Genomic DNA, 14,039 nt, shown 5'->3' on the forward strand with positions numbered 1-14,039 from the left:
TGTTGTTTTTTATTATTTTTGCAAGGGAATCGCATCGAAATATGTTCTATAGCTACTAGAGAATTCAAAGTTATTTTTTGCATCCCAATTAATAGACCAAGACATTAGACCGCGGAATGCAGGATAGCCACTCTCATTTGAAAGTTTATACTTTCCTCCGAAAGGAATGCCCTTAATGATATAATCTAAAGCTTTTTTCATTTCAGTTGGAGAAATATACCCACCACTTGGAGCGGCCGCTGGTGCTGCAGGAAGGCCAATCATGACTTGATCCGAACGAAGAGCTGGGAACATGTTGTTTGCATTACCACCTACAGGAAAACCATGTAAGAGCATATCTGCCATAGCGACCTCGTAGTCTGCAGTACCTTGATTGTAGTTATTACCGTCCATTCCAATGCCACTGCCAGCGTTGTAGTGTTGAACGTGAATGTATGTCAATTTGTCTTTCACTCCGTAAATAATCGGTAAATATGCACCCCAGATGCTTCCGTATGCGCTATAACCGCCTTGAACATAAGCTGTTTCAGGAGCCATGCTTAATAGAAAGTCGGGACCGTAATGATCTGAGATTGTTCGAATAGCCGAAATAAGATTTACGATTTGAGGAGTAGTTGGGCTTTTGAAATTAGTGTCATTTCCGTTTAAGTAAATACCTGATTCAAGGTCAATATCTATTCCATCAAAACCGTATTTATCGATTAGAGATTGTATGGAATTAATGAAACGTTGCTTAGCAGCATTGTCAGGAAGTAAAACGACCCCATTTTGTCCACCTATTGAAAGAACTACTTTCTTTCCTTTACTTTTTAAATAAGAAATATCTGATTTGAATTCTGCATCTGTACCATACACAGGAGAAAATTCAACAGTAGAACGATCACCACCAGTTTCCCCGAAAGATACATTGATTACATCCCATTTTGGTGAAACGTCTCTTAATTTAATAATGCCAGTACCGTTATCAAAGTTATGCCAGTATCCAACGAGTAGTTTTGATCCTAAATTGTTTGCTGCTTGTGCTTGAAAGGGGGCTAGTGGTAACAGTAAAAAAATTACTAACGTACAACAAATGAATTTGAACTTGTTTAACATATCAACACTCCTATACAAAAAGTTGTCTAGATGTATAATCTTGTTTATTTAATAATATCTGAAAATTCATTCTTTTGTAAGGTAACTATAATTTTCTCAACAATTGTATATGGGAAATTGTTAAACTTAATGAAATAATTTTTGTAGGAGTTTGCATTACAATTGTTAAATTCAGAATATTTTGATATATTTTAAAGTATAGGACAAGGTTTTTCACATAATACTCTTACATAAAGTGAAACTTTAATCAGTGGGGATTTTGTTCATCCCCGCTGATTATTAGCCCTCCCCGTTAATGCGGGATAAATTTCAAAATTACGTTTGGAAGGGGATGTACAAGAGTTGGAAAAAAATCTTAAGAAAGACCTCAAAATACGCCATATTACAATGATTTCAATTGGTGGCGTAATAGGAGCTGGTTTGTTTGTTGGAAGTGGGGCGGTTGTACATTCAGCCGGACCAGGTTCTATCGTTTCATATGCATTAGCAGGACTTCTTGTTATTTTCGTTATGAGAATGCTTGGGGAAATGGCAGCTATTAACCCGACAAGTGGGTCATTTGCAACATATGCAAGAGAAGCAATTGGTCCATGGGCCGGTTATACAATTGGGTGGCTATATTGGTTTTTCTGGGTAATTGTTATTGCAATAGAAGCCACAGCAGGTGCTGGTATTATTCAATACTGGATTCCAGAAATCCCGCTTTGGTTATTAAGCCTAATATTAACGATTTTATTAACATTGACGAATGTTTTTTCGGTGAAATCATTTGGAGAGTTTGAATATTGGTTTTCTTTTATTAAAGTAATAAGTATCGTTTTGTTCCTTTGTCTTGGACTAGCTGTTATTTTAGGGTTTGTACCAGGAACGGAAGCACCTGGCACTTCGAATTTAGTAGGACAAGGAGGATTTATGCCAAACGGTATAAGTTCGGTGCTACTTGGAATTACTGTCGTTATATTTTCATTTATGGGGTCTGAGATTGTTGCAGTAGCTGCTGGAGAATCTGCTGAACCTGTAAAAGCAGTAAAAACAGCAACAAATAGTGTAATTTGGCGTATTCTCGTATTTTTCATTGGATCTATTGCTGTAGTTGTTACACTTCTTCCATGGAATTCAGCGAACATACTAAAAAGTCCGTTTGTAGCGGTACTGGAACATATAGGGATACCAGCGGCAGCACAAATTATGAATTTTATCGTTTTAACAGCTGTACTTTCTTGTTTAAATTCTGGTTTATATACGAACTCAAGAATGCTTTTTTCAATGGCAGAAAGAGGAGATGCTCCAAAGGCATTTTTGAAATTGAATAGTAGTGGTGTTCCAGTTCGGGCCGTTTTATTCGGAACGTTCTTCGCTTATATTGGAGTTGTTTTTAGTTACATATCTCCAGATAAAGTCTTTTTATTTTTAGTCAATGCATCTGGTGGAATTGCGTTACTCGTTTATCTCGTTATAGCTGTTTCGCATTTAAAGATCCGTAAAAAAATGGGGAAAGTAGAACAACAAAATTTGAAAGTGAAAATGTGGTTTTTCCCGTATGTAACGTATGTTACAATTGCCGCTATTATAGCAGTTTTAGTTGCGATGCTTGCAATTGAATCTTTACGTTCACAAGCACTTTTGACGATGCTTGTTACTGTTCTTATAATACTTTCTTATTTTATTTTTAATAGAAATAAAAATAGTACAGTATCGAATACTACAAGTAAGAATGAGGAATCTGTTCGATTCTAATTTCTTGTTTTCGAAGAGAGTTACACCCAATCATTGCTATAAAAGAATCATATATAATCATAGAAATGAGTAATTACTATTGTCATAGTGAATATAAACTTTTTTCTTGACTTTTTATACGAAGGCGAGCAGAATGGTAAAAAAGGAAGGGGGGATGACGATGGAAGATTACGTATTAGAGCTGTATAACCTGTTATATACGACAGAATGGCAAGATATTGTTTCGTTTCTAGGAATCATATTTTGTATGAAAATTGTAATTGTATATATGGAAGAGCAAGGTATGTTCTATTCCTTCTCATCCCCGTTCGATATGCAACGCGAGCCGTTGCTGAACTATGCCAAGGTAAATTACGAACAATTTCCTTTTGTATTTTTCTTTATGATTCGATTTATTACAGCAATTGTAAAGAAAAAGGAAAGTGACGATGAAGAGTGCCACTCAACTTGTAATATAGCGAATGTTTTTTAAGCTAAATACAAGGAGGAGATTTATATGTGGTTTCGATTTCTTATGATTGGTTTCTTTTCATTAACAGCAATTTCTTTAATGGGATATCAAGTGTCTGAAATTTTTCAAGCATATAGCGATACATTTTTTAACAAAAACTAATCGCATTGCTATTTGAATAATAAAGCGATAAAATCCTTCTTAAGAAGTTTTATTAAGAAGGGTTTTTTTTCTTTGTTTTGTCTTGCTGTGTCAAACTATTGTCACATTTACACTGTGAATAGTATGTTAAAATAGTGAGGTTACGTATACATATTTGAAGGAAGAGGGAGTGACCATTTTGGTGGATCAATCAACAAATCAGAAAAGCTATGCTCCTATTGTGATAACGCTTTCTGTAATTGTAAATGCGATTATTTTATTTTTGTTCTTTGGACCTGTTGGCTATGAAGGAGAAGTACATTTTGATGTAACGATTTTACCAATGTTAAATGCAATTTTTAATAGCTTTACGTTCGTATTCTTATTAGCAGCTCTATACTCTATTATTAAGAAGAATGTGAAAATGCACCGTGGTTTCATCCTGGCAGCATTTACGACGACATTGCTATTTTGTGTTTCTTATTTATCGTATCATTACTTAGCGCCGGCAACACATTTTGGTGGAGAAGGATTCATTAAATATGTGTATTTCATCATTTTAATTACACATATTATCCTAGCAGCAATTATTGTGCCACTTGCATTATTTGCACTTGTATTTGGTTTTACAAATCAATTAACACGTCATCGTAAAATTGTACGTTGGACGATGCCGATCTGGTTATATGTAAGTTTATCTGGTGTTATTGTTTACTTAATGATCTCACCTTATTATCAATAAAAAATCCCAGCCTATAGGCTGGGATTTTTTCGTTAGGCAAATATTTTTGTAAAATGAAAAAAATATGGTATACAAAAGTATAGTTGCTTTTCATATAGAAGGGATGGTAAAGGGATATGCAAAATTTTGTATTTCGTAATCCAACGAAACTTATTTTCGGTAAAGATCAATTAGAACAGTTGAAAACTGAAATTCCACAGTTCGGTAAAAAAGTTCTTCTCGTATACGGGGGAGGCAGTATTAAAAGAAACGGTATTTATGATAATATAATTTCTATTTTAAAAGATATAAATACAGAAGTATTTGAATTGACAGGCGTTGAACCGAATCCGCGTGTGTCGACTGTAAAGAAAGGAATTCAAATTTGTAAAGAGAATGGTGTTGAATTTATTTTAGCAGTTGGTGGAGGAAGTGTAATTGACTGTACGAAGGCAATTGCTGCTGGTAGTAAGTACGATGGAGATGTGTGGGATATTGTAACGAAAAAAGCTTTTGCTAGTGAGGCATTACCATTTGGTACTGTACTTACGCTTGCAGCAACAGGATCTGAAATGAATGCTGGTTCTGTCATTACAAACTGGGAAACGAATGAAAAATATGGCTGGGGTAGCCCAGTTACTTTCCCGCAGTTTTCAATTTTAGATCCGGCCCATACTGCGTCTGTGCCGAGGGATCAAACAATTTACGGTATGGTAGATATTATGTCGCACGTATTAGAGCAATATTTCCATCATGGAACAAATACAGAATTACAAGATCGTTATTGTGAGTCTGTTTTAAAAACAGTAATTGAAACCGCTCCTAAGCTTTTAAGTGATTTAGAAAGTTATGAGCATAGAGAAACTATTTTATACTGCGGTACTATGGCGCTAAACGGTATTTTAGCGATGGGAGTAAAAGGAGACTGGGCAACACACAATATTGAGCACGCAGTTTCTGCGGTTCATGATATACCACACGGAGGTGGCCTTGCGATTTTATTCCCGAACTGGATGAAGCATGTTGTAGATGAAAATGTAAGTCGTTTTAAACAATTCGCTATTCGTGTATTCGATGTGGAAACAGATGGAAAGACTGATCGAGAAATTGCGTTAGAAGGAATTGAGACGTTACGTCAATTTTGGACTTCAATTGAGGCACCAGTAACGTTATCTGATTATGCTATTGGAGAAAATGAAATTGATGTAATGGCGGATAAAGCGATGGCTTATGGCGAATTTGGTAACTTTAAAAAATTAAATAAAGACGATGTTTTAAGCATATATAAAGCTTCCCTATAAGTGAAGCGAGTAAAGGAACCCATTTGATATAACAATCCAATGGGTTTCTTTTTTGTTGTTTATAACTGTTAATGACTGTTTTTGATTATTTATGAATGTTTGTGGTTGATTTTTGTGATCGTTTTCATTATACTGTAATCAAAGAAGAGGTGAATAAAATGTTAACTCCTGAACGTCATCAAATGATATTGCAACTTGTAAAAGAGCAGAAGGTTGTTAAATTACAACAATTAGTAGAAATAACAGAAAGCTCTGAATCAACAATTCGTCGTGATTTAGCGCAATTGGAAAAACAAAGGTTATTAAAAAGAGTTCACGGTGGTGCAGCTGTTTTAACAGGCAAAGGACAGGAGCCAACGATGGTTGAAAAATCATCCAAAAACATTCAAATAAAACAACAAATTGCGAAGTATGCGGCTAACGTTGTGGAACAAGGTGATTGCATTTATTTAGATGCAGGAAGTACAACATTTGAAATGATTCCATTTTTAATAAATAAAGATGTTACCGTTGTTACGAATGGACTTATGCATATTGAAGCTTTAGTTGAAAATAATATTCGTGCATATTTACTAGGCGGAATGATGAAGAGTAGGACGAAAGCTTTAATCGGTGCAATGGCGCAGGAAAGTATGCAAAAGTATCGTTTTGATAAATGTTTTTTAGGAGCGAATGGTGTACATGAACAGCTTGGTTTTACAACACCAGATCCAGAAGAGGCATTTTTAAAGCAAATGGCATTAGCATTAGCAAATGAAGGATATTTCTTAATTGATGAAAGTAAGTTTTCGGAAGTGGCGTTTGCGAAAATTGCCAATGTGGAAGAGGCAAATATTATTACAAACCATTTAGAAATTGATTTAGAAAAATATAAAAGACAAACCAATGTAATTGAGGCTGATAAACAATGATCTATACAGTAACTTTAAATCCATCTATTGATTATGTAGTACAAGTTAATTCCCTTGATTTAGGCGCAGTAAATCGAGCGGAGAAAGATATGAAGTTTCCTGGAGGAAAAGGAATTAATGTTTCTCGCGTTCTTCATCGTTTAGGTGTGGAAAATGTAGCGCTTGGATTTACTGGTGGATTTACCGGTCGATTTATTAAAGATGTATTACAGACAGAAGGTGTAATAACAAACTTCATCCAAGTAAATGAAGATACTCGAATTAACGTGAAAATAAAAGGACGAGAAGAGACAGAATTAAATGGACAAGGTCCTAGTGTGACTAAGGAACAATTTGAACAATTAATGAAACAAATTGAAAGTATGGAGCAGGGAGATTGTGTTGTACTAGCTGGAAGTGTACCAGCGTCTATCCCAACTACTTTTTATCAATCAATCGCAGCGTTCGGAGCTGAAAAAGGCATTCGTGTAGTAGTAGATGCAAGTGGTAGTGCCTTGCAGCATGTAGTTAAAAATAAACCATTTTTAATAAAGCCTAATCATCATGAACTTGGTGAGTTATTCGGAGTAGAGATTTCCACAGTAGAAGATGTTTTACCATATGGAAGAAAATTAGTTGAACAAGGTGTAGAGCATGTTATCGTATCAATGGCCGGAGATGGGGCTTTATTATTTACGGCAGAAGGTATATATGAAGCAACTATTCCAAAAGGTGTTGTAATTAATTCGGTTGGGGCTGGAGATTCTCTCGTTGCGGGATTTGTAGGAAGATATGAACAGACAAAAGATATTGAAAAGGCATTTCAATATGGCGTTGCAACAGGGAGTGCAACAGCATTTTCAGCCGATTTATGTGAAAAGGAAAAAGTAGAAGAATTATTGTCGCAAGTAATTGTAACTAAGCGATAGGGGGAAGCACATATGAAAATTACAGAACTATTAAAAAGGGATACAGTTATTATGAATATGACAGCTTCAAATAAAGAAGCTGCCATAGATGAGTTAGTTGAGAAATTAAACGGGGCCAATCGTTTAAATAGCAAAGCTGAATTTAAAGAAGCTATTTTAAAGCGGGAGTCACAAAGTACAACCGGCATTGGTGAAGGAATTGCTATACCTCATGCGAAAACAAAAGCTGTTAAGCAACCAGCGATTTGTTTTGGTAGAAGTGTAAGCGGTATCAACTATGAATCGCTTGACGGACAACCTGCGCATTTATTTTTTATGATTGCTGCAAGTGAAGGGGCGAATAATACACATTTAGAAACGTTATCACGCCTATCTACACTATTAATGGATGAAGAGTTTCGTAAGCAATTGTTAGAAGCAAAGGATGAAGAAGAACTTCTTCGTTTATTTGATGAAAAAGAAAAAGAAAAAGAAGAAGAAGAGGTTGAAGTTGCAAAACCAGAAGGGAATGAACCGTATGTATTAGCTGTTACAGCTTGCCCGACTGGAATCGCTCACACATATATGGCTGCAGATAGCTTGAAAGCAAAAGCAGCAGAGCTAGGAATCGCAATTAAAGTTGAAACGAACGGATCAACAGGTATAAAAAACGGTTTAACGAAAGAGGATATTGAACGCGCAACGGCTATAATTGTTGCGGCAGATAAACAAGTAGAAATGAACCGTTTTGCTGGGAAACATGTTATTCAAGTGCCAGTCGCTGATGGGATTAGAAAAACGGAGACGCTTCTTAATCGGGCTGTAAAACAAGATGCACCAATCTTTAAAGGTGTAAAAGAGGATGGAAAGGTAGAAAATACGGAGAAAGAAAAAGGATTAGGAATTTATAAGCATTTAATGAACGGCGTAAGTAATATGCTTCCATTCGTTGTTGGTGGCGGGATTTTAATTGCGCTAGCGTTTTCGTTTGGTGGTATAAAAGCAGAAGGTCCTTTAGCTGAATTGTTCATGTCTATTGGAGGAGGGGGAACAGGGGCATTTCTATTCCTTGTACCAATTTTAGCAGGATTTATTGCTAGTTCTATTGCTGATCGTCCTGGTTTTATGCCTGGTGTTGTCGGAGGATTTTTAGCGGCACATGCGAATGCTGGATTTTTAGGTGGATTAATTGCTGGTTTCTTAGCCGGATATGTTGTATTAGGGCTAAAAAGATTATTTTCAGGATTACCAGTGCAGTTAGAAGGAATTAAACCTGTATTGTTATACCCGGTCTTTGGATTGTTGATTACAGGAGTTGTTATGCAAAAAGTAGTAATTCCGCCTGTAGTAGCATTGAATGAAATGTTAACAGGATGGTTAAACGGTTTGAACGGTACAAATGCTATATTACTAGGTCTTATTTTAGGTGCTATGATGGCGATTGATATGGGTGGTCCAATTAATAAAGCAGCATTTACATTTGGTATTGCGGCAATAGAAGCGCGGAACTTTGGTGTACACTCAGCAGTTATGGCTGGTGGTATGGTACCGCCATTAGCGATTGCATTCGCAACAACATTCTTTAAATCAAAGTTTACTGAAGCAGAGCGTAAATCTGGTTTAACAAATTATATTATGGGGGCATCGTTTATTACAGAAGGTGCGATTCCATTTGCAGCAGCAGATCCGGTTCGGGTAATTGTTAGTTGTGTTGTCGGTTCAAGTATTGCAGGTGCATTATCAATGTTATTCCAAATTACATTACCGGCACCGCATGGTGGATTGTTTGTTATCGCTTTAGTAAATAAACCAGTGTTATATATTTTCTCGATATTGATAGGGGCAGTTGTTTCTGCTCTTATGATGGGGATTTGGAAAAAGAAAGTTAAATAATACGTGTAAAGGGAGTAGTTTTTATTAGCTGCTCCCTTTTATTACAAAAAAGAAGGTTAATAATTGGAGAATGATGAATTTTGGTAAAAGATGTAATGAAATATGATTTTTTTGTAACAAAAAAGTAATACTGTAATTTTTTCTGGAAAAAAATTCTGGTGCTTGTATGTGGAAAATATATGAAAACTATTGAAGGTTCTATTAGAAATGGGATTCATTAATATGGAAATTTATGTTACAACTCATTAATCGCATATTACGAATGGTTTGTAATTGTGTGATTTCGAAAAATCCTAAAAATCTGTTGCTATAATGAAAATACGAAAACAAAGCAAATGGAGGCTATTCATGAAAAAATTATTAGGTATAGCAACGGCGGCAGTTTTTGGTCTTGGGATTTTTGCAGGTTCTGCGAAAGCCGAAACGATTGTAACAACAGACGTATTAAATGTTAGAGAAAACCCAACTGTAGAGTCTAAGCTTGTCGGTAAAATGTTAAGTGGAAATAAATTAGATGTTGTAAATACAGAAAACGGATGGACAAAAATTAAATTAAATGGTCAAGAAGCGTTTGTAAGTGCTGAATTTACAAAAAGTACATATTATGTGACGGCGGGTGTGTTAAATGTTCGCGCTGGAGCGAATACTGAATCAGAAATTATTGGTAAACTGAATAAAAATGATGTAATTGAAACGACAAATCAAGTTCAAAATGAATGGTTGCAATTTGACTATAATGGAAAAACAGGATATGTTCATGTGCCATTTTTAACAGGGACGGCACCTGTAATTGAAAAGAAAGAAGTTGTAACGCAAGAAGAAGCGCCGGAAAGAGTAAATACGCCGGTTAAAAGTAATAAAGTAGTTAAGAGTAAAGAATCTGTTAAGAATGTAGAATCAAGTAAACCTGTGGCAAAACAGCAGTCAACTACGAAACAAGTTGCGAAATCTAATGAAACAAGTGCACCTGCTGGTGGACGTGAAATAACGGTAGAAGCGACAGCATATACAGCAGATCCGAGTGAGAATGGTTCGTATGGTGGTCGTGTATTAACTGCAATGGGGCATGACTTAACAGCGAATCCAAATATGAAAGTAATTGCTGTTGATCCTAAAGTAATTCCACTTGGATCAAAAGTATGGGTAGAAGGATATGGAGAAGCGATTGCTGGAGATACTGGTGGGGCGATTAAAGGAAATCGTATTGATGTTTTAGTTGGCTCAGATGGTAGTGCGAATAGCTGGGGGCGCAAATCTGTAAAAGTGAAAGTGATAGAGTAGTGTATATGTATTAATATAAAAGGCGGTTGCTTGAAAGTATGTAAGCAACCGCCTTTTATGGATTATTGAAAAGGGTAAATAGTTTTACCTGTAATAATTTTATATGCACTGCAAAATTGGTTCTGTATATACTCTGTATCTTTATTTTCTAGATGTAATGTTGTTTCTTGGAGAGTAGAATGAAAAGAACGTAGTAAACAATTTAAGGCGAAGTATAATTCTTCTTGTGAACAATTGTGTTCTTTTGTAGCAGTAGCTAAAATAAGGTCTTTTGTCAAAGATGAAAAATTGATAGTGGATTGTTTCATAGTTAACTCATCCTCTCGAAGGTATTTTTAATCATGTATATGCGGAATTGGACAAACTATGTTCTTTTTTATTTATAATTTCATGTACCGTAATGAAAGAACTTGCAATCATGTCGTTAAAATTGGTAAGATTGGATATAATCAATAGATGGAGTACATTACATAAAGAGAGTTGAATGATATGGGAGAATTGCAACGTGAAAAAGTTGCTGTCATCATTGGACCAACTGCTGTTGGGAAGACGAAGTTAAGTATTGATCTTGCCAAAGCGTTAAATGGTGAAATTATAAGTGGAGATTCCATGCAGATTTATCGTACGATGGATATTGGAACCGCAAAGGTGACGAAAGAAGAGATGGACGGAATTCCACATTATATGGTTGATATAAAAAATCCGGAAGAATCATTTTCAGTTGCCGAATTTCAAGAACGTGTTCGTAAGCATATTCGCGAGATTACAGAGCGTGGTAAATTGCCGATTATCGTTGGTGGAACTGGTCTGTATATACAATCTGTTTTATTCGATTATCAGTTTACGGATGATGCTGGTGATGTTATATACCGAGAACAAATGGAAAAGTTAGCATTAGAACGTGGTGTGGAATATGTACATAAGAAATTACAGGAAGTAGACCCAGAAAGCGCTGAGCGTATTCATGCAAATAATGTACGCCGTGTCATTAGGGCGTTAGAAATTTTCCACACGACGGGTGAAAAAATGAGTAATCAACTTGAAAAACAAGAAAACGAGTTATTATACGATGTTTCCTTAATTGGCTTGACAATGGATCGTGAAATGCTATACGATCGCATTAACTTACGAGTTGATATAATGATGGACCAAGGTTTATTAGAAGAAGTAGAAGGGTTGTATAATCGAGGGATACGAGATTGTCAATCTATTCAAGCGATTGGGTATAAAGAGATATATGATTATTTTGAGGATCGTGTCTCTTTAGAAGAAGCGGTATCACAATTAAAGACGAATTCACGTCGTTATGCAAAACGTCAATTAACGTGGTTCCGTAATAAGATGGATGTCACATGGTTTGATGTTACAGACGGTGAAAAAACGTCAGAAATTTTACGATACATAGAAGGAAAGCTACAACTAAAGTCGAATAATAGTAAGTAGAGAAAAAGAGGAGGATTCGACATGAAGCAATCAATCAATATTCAAGATCAGTTTTTAAATCAACTCCGTAAAGAGAATACGTTTGTTACGCTGTACTTATTAAATGGTTTCCAGCTTCGTGGATTAATTAAAGGATTTGATAATTTTACAGTCCTACTGGAAACAGAAGGTAAGCAACAGCTTATTTATAAACATGCAATTTCTACATTCGTACCACAAAAAAATGTTTCAATTGAATTAGAGTAGTAATAAATTATTGTACATAACAAAAAAAGAGCGAGTTTCTCGCTCTTTTTTTATTTGCCATAAACAATAAATAGTGAAATTTAAGCGATTCTAAATACAGTTAGACGAATGTTAGTGTTTCCTGTTGCAGGGATCGTAATCTCGTTAAGAGTAGATTGGACAGAAATGTTTGCGCCGGCAGTTAACGTTTCGATTGTAGTGAATGAAAGTGAGTCGCCTATTAAATTTGAAGAGAAGTTGTCAGTTGCGACTGCTCCATTTATTGAAATTCCTACTCCAAGTGGCGCACATCCTGGTGCAGTTGTAGAGATGGATACGCTAATTACATAAATACCACCGTTGATAACAGTAACTGTATCTGTGCCGTTGAAGATAATGTTGTTTACGTTAATTGCAGTATTAAAAATGAAGTTATTAAATTGGAGTACTGTTTGTTGAATGTTGTTTGTTACAACAATTGTTGCTACAGGGAAGCTAGGTCCAGTAGGCCCAGTAGGTCCAGTAACTCCTATACCAGTAGCACCTGTTGGCCCTTGAATACCTTGAGGTCCCGTAGCACCGGTAGCGCCCGTGTTACCTTGGACACCCTGAGGTCCAGTGGCACCCGTAGCACCAGTGTTACCTTGAGGTCCCTGAGGTCCCGTAGGTCCAGGAGGCCCACCAGAAGGTCCAGTAGGTCCGGTAACTCCTATACCAGTAGCACCCGTTGGCCCTTGAGCACCCTGAGGTCCAGTAGCGCCGGTAGCGCCCGTAGCACCAGTGTTACCTTGAACACCTTGAGGTCCAGTAGCGCCAGTAGCACCAGTAGCACCAGTGTTACCTTGAACACCTTGAGGTCCAGTAGCGCCAGTAGCGCCAGTAGCACCAGTGTTACCTTGAACACCTTGAGGTCCCGTAGCACCGGTAGCGCCCGCTGGTCCTTGAACGCCTTGAGGTCCGGTGGCACCGGTAGCCCCCGCCGGTCCTTGAGGTCCAGTAGCGCCAGTAGCACCAGTAGCACCAGTGTTACCTTGAACACCTTGAGGTCCAGTAGCGCCAGTAGCGCCAGTAGCGCCAGTAGCACCAGTAGCACCAGTAGCACCAGTGTTACCTTGAACACCTTGAGGTCCAGTAGCGCCAGTAGCGCCAGTAGCACCAGTAGCACCAGTGTTACCTTGAACACCTTGAGGTCCAGTAGCGCCAGTAGCGCCAGTAGCGCCAGTAGCACCAGTGTTACCTTGAACACCTTGAGGTCCAGTAGCGCCAGTAGCGCCCGCTGGTCCTTGAACACCTTGAGGTCCAGTAGCGCCAGTAGCACCAGTAGCACCAGTGTTACCTTGAACACCTTGAGGTCCAGTAGCACCAGTAGCACCAGTGTTACCTTGAACACCTTGAGGTCCAGTAGCGCCGGTAGCACCAGTGTTACCTTGAACGCCTTGAGGTCCGGTAGCACCAGTAGCACCAGTAGCACCAGTGTTACCTTGAACACCTTGAGGTCCAGTAGCGCCGGTAGCGCCCGCTGGTCCTTGAACACCTTGAGGTCCAGTAGCGCCGGTAGCACCTGTGTTACCTTGAACGCCTTGAGGTCCAGTAGCACCAGTAGCGCCTGTGTTACCTTGAACACCTTGAGGTCCAGTGGCACCAGTAGCCCCCGCCGGTCCTTGAGCACCTTGAGGTCCAGTAGCGCCGGTAGCACCGGTAGCACCTGTGTTACCTTGAACACCTTGAGGTCCAGTAGCGCCGGTAGCGCCCGCTGGTCCTTGAACACCTTGAGGTCCAGTAGCGCCGGTAGCACCTGTGTTACCTTGAGGTCCTTGAGGTCCGGTAGCACCAGTAGCACCCGTGTTACCTTGAGCACCCTGAGGACCAGTAGCGCCAGTAGCCCCTGCTGGTCCTTGAGCACCTTGAGGTCCAGTAGCGCCGGTAGCACCTGTGTTACCTTGAACGCCTTGA

General features: G+C 38.0%; 13 protein-coding genes. 10 read left to right on the forward strand and 3 right to left on the reverse strand.

Annotated elements, in window-relative coordinates; genetic code table 11:
* Nucleotides 1-12: 12 nt before the first annotated feature.
* Nucleotides 13-1,095, reverse strand: a complete 1,083-nt coding sequence (locus tag ACTFRS_RS16895; protein WP_139867075.1) for a chitinase — start codon at nucleotides 1,093-1,095, stop codon at nucleotides 13-15.
* 342 nt (nucleotides 1,096-1,437) lie between these two features.
* On the opposite strand from ACTFRS_RS16895, the gene gabP reads away from it, so the two are divergent.
* The 8 genes from gabP (at nucleotide 1,438) to entD (ending at nucleotide 10,418) form a co-directional block, all read left to right on the forward strand.
* A complete protein-coding gene (gene gabP, locus ACTFRS_RS16900; protein ID WP_074608257.1) occupies nucleotides 1,438-2,832 on the forward strand; it encodes a GABA permease in 1,395 nt (464 codons plus the stop codon).
* A 133-nt stretch (nucleotides 2,833-2,965) separates the two neighbouring features.
* Nucleotides 2,966-3,304, forward strand: coding sequence for a hypothetical protein (locus ACTFRS_RS16905; protein WP_440024639.1), 339 nt, complete (start codon nucleotides 2,966-2,968; stop codon nucleotides 3,302-3,304).
* A gap of 319 nt (nucleotides 3,305-3,623) precedes the next feature.
* Nucleotides 3,624-4,166: a DUF420 domain-containing protein gene (locus ACTFRS_RS16910; RefSeq protein ID WP_000228316.1), complete on the forward strand. Its 543-nt coding sequence runs from the start codon at nucleotides 3,624-3,626 to the stop codon at nucleotides 4,164-4,166.
* A 116-nt stretch (nucleotides 4,167-4,282) separates the two neighbouring features.
* The gene (locus tag ACTFRS_RS16915) at nucleotides 4,283-5,446 is read left to right on the forward strand and encodes an iron-containing alcohol dehydrogenase (RefSeq protein WP_139867077.1); all 1,164 of its coding nucleotides are present in this window, start codon (nucleotides 4,283-4,285) and stop codon (nucleotides 5,444-5,446) included.
* Nucleotides 5,447-5,604: 158 nt separating this feature from the next.
* Complete coding sequence (locus tag ACTFRS_RS16920; protein WP_139867079.1) at nucleotides 5,605-6,357, forward strand: DeoR/GlpR family DNA-binding transcription regulator; 753 nt, start codon at nucleotides 5,605-5,607, stop codon at nucleotides 6,355-6,357.
* Nucleotides 6,354-7,265: a 1-phosphofructokinase gene (pfkB, locus tag ACTFRS_RS16925; RefSeq protein WP_139867081.1), complete on the forward strand. Its 912-nt coding sequence runs from the start codon at nucleotides 6,354-6,356 to the stop codon at nucleotides 7,263-7,265. Before ACTFRS_RS16920 ends, pfkB begins: the two co-directional genes overlap by 4 nt.
* A gap of 12 nt (nucleotides 7,266-7,277) precedes the next feature.
* The gene (locus tag ACTFRS_RS16930) at nucleotides 7,278-9,137 is read left to right on the forward strand and encodes a PTS fructose transporter subunit IIABC (protein WP_440024636.1); all 1,860 of its coding nucleotides are present in this window, start codon (nucleotides 7,278-7,280) and stop codon (nucleotides 9,135-9,137) included.
* Between the two features lie 348 nt (nucleotides 9,138-9,485).
* A complete protein-coding gene (entD, locus tag ACTFRS_RS16935; RefSeq protein ID WP_139867085.1) occupies nucleotides 9,486-10,418 on the forward strand; it encodes a cell wall-binding protein EntD in 933 nt (310 codons plus the stop codon).
* Between the two features lie 62 nt (nucleotides 10,419-10,480).
* On the opposite strand, the gene ACTFRS_RS16940 is transcribed toward entD, so the two are convergent.
* Nucleotides 10,481-10,726 (reverse strand): hypothetical protein, encoded by a 246-nt coding sequence (locus ACTFRS_RS16940; protein WP_139867087.1) that lies wholly within the window; start codon nucleotides 10,724-10,726, stop codon nucleotides 10,481-10,483.
* 181 nt (nucleotides 10,727-10,907) lie between these two features.
* Between ACTFRS_RS16940 and miaA the strand changes: the two genes are divergently transcribed.
* Together miaA and hfq are read left to right on the forward strand one after the other, a co-directional pair.
* Complete coding sequence (gene miaA, locus ACTFRS_RS16945) at nucleotides 10,908-11,861, forward strand: tRNA (adenosine(37)-N6)-dimethylallyltransferase MiaA (protein WP_139867090.1); 954 nt, start codon at nucleotides 10,908-10,910, stop codon at nucleotides 11,859-11,861.
* A 21-nt stretch (nucleotides 11,862-11,882) separates the two neighbouring features.
* On the forward strand, nucleotides 11,883-12,107 hold the full coding sequence (hfq, locus tag ACTFRS_RS16950; RefSeq protein ID WP_000813896.1) for an RNA chaperone Hfq: 225 nt from the start codon (nucleotides 11,883-11,885) through the stop codon (nucleotides 12,105-12,107).
* Nucleotides 12,108-12,187: 80 nt separating this feature from the next.
* On the opposite strand, the gene ACTFRS_RS16955 is transcribed toward hfq, so the two are convergent.
* Nucleotides 12,188-14,039: Gly-Xaa-Xaa repeat protein (locus ACTFRS_RS16955; RefSeq protein WP_440024634.1), on the reverse strand; the 1,852-nt coding region annotated here is incomplete at its 5' end.

The organism is Bacillus cereus group sp. MYBK139-1 (assembly GCF_051916915.1).
Taxonomy (GTDB): Bacteria; Bacillota; Bacilli; order Bacillales; family Bacillaceae_G; genus Bacillus_A; species Bacillus_A pacificus.

Excerpts from the sequence above, each read along its gene's own strand:
- entD (WP_139867085.1), top strand. The coding sequence starts at position 9,486 with ATGAAAAAATTATTAGGTATAGCAACGGCGGCAGTTTTTGGTCTTGGG.
- pfkB (WP_139867081.1), top strand. The coding sequence starts at position 6,354 with ATGATCTATACAGTAACTTTAAATCCATCTATTGATTATGTAGTACAA.
- ACTFRS_RS16940 (WP_139867087.1), bottom strand. The coding sequence starts at position 10,726 with ATGAAACAATCCACTATCAATTTTTCATCTTTGACAAAAGACCTTATT.
- ACTFRS_RS16905 (WP_440024639.1), top strand. The coding sequence starts at position 2,966 with ATGGTAAAAAAGGAAGGGGGGATGACGATGGAAGATTACGTATTAGAG.
- ACTFRS_RS16920 (WP_139867079.1), top strand. The coding sequence starts at position 5,605 with ATGTTAACTCCTGAACGTCATCAAATGATATTGCAACTTGTAAAAGAG.
- miaA (WP_139867090.1), top strand. The coding sequence starts at position 10,908 with ATGGGAGAATTGCAACGTGAAAAAGTTGCTGTCATCATTGGACCAACT.
- hfq (WP_000813896.1), top strand. The coding sequence starts at position 11,883 with ATGAAGCAATCAATCAATATTCAAGATCAGTTTTTAAATCAACTCCGT.
- ACTFRS_RS16915 (WP_139867077.1), top strand. The coding sequence starts at position 4,283 with ATGCAAAATTTTGTATTTCGTAATCCAACGAAACTTATTTTCGGTAAA.
- ACTFRS_RS16895 (WP_139867075.1), bottom strand. The coding sequence starts at position 1,095 with ATGTTAAACAAGTTCAAATTCATTTGTTGTACGTTAGTAATTTTTTTA.
- ACTFRS_RS16930 (WP_440024636.1), top strand. The coding sequence starts at position 7,278 with ATGAAAATTACAGAACTATTAAAAAGGGATACAGTTATTATGAATATG.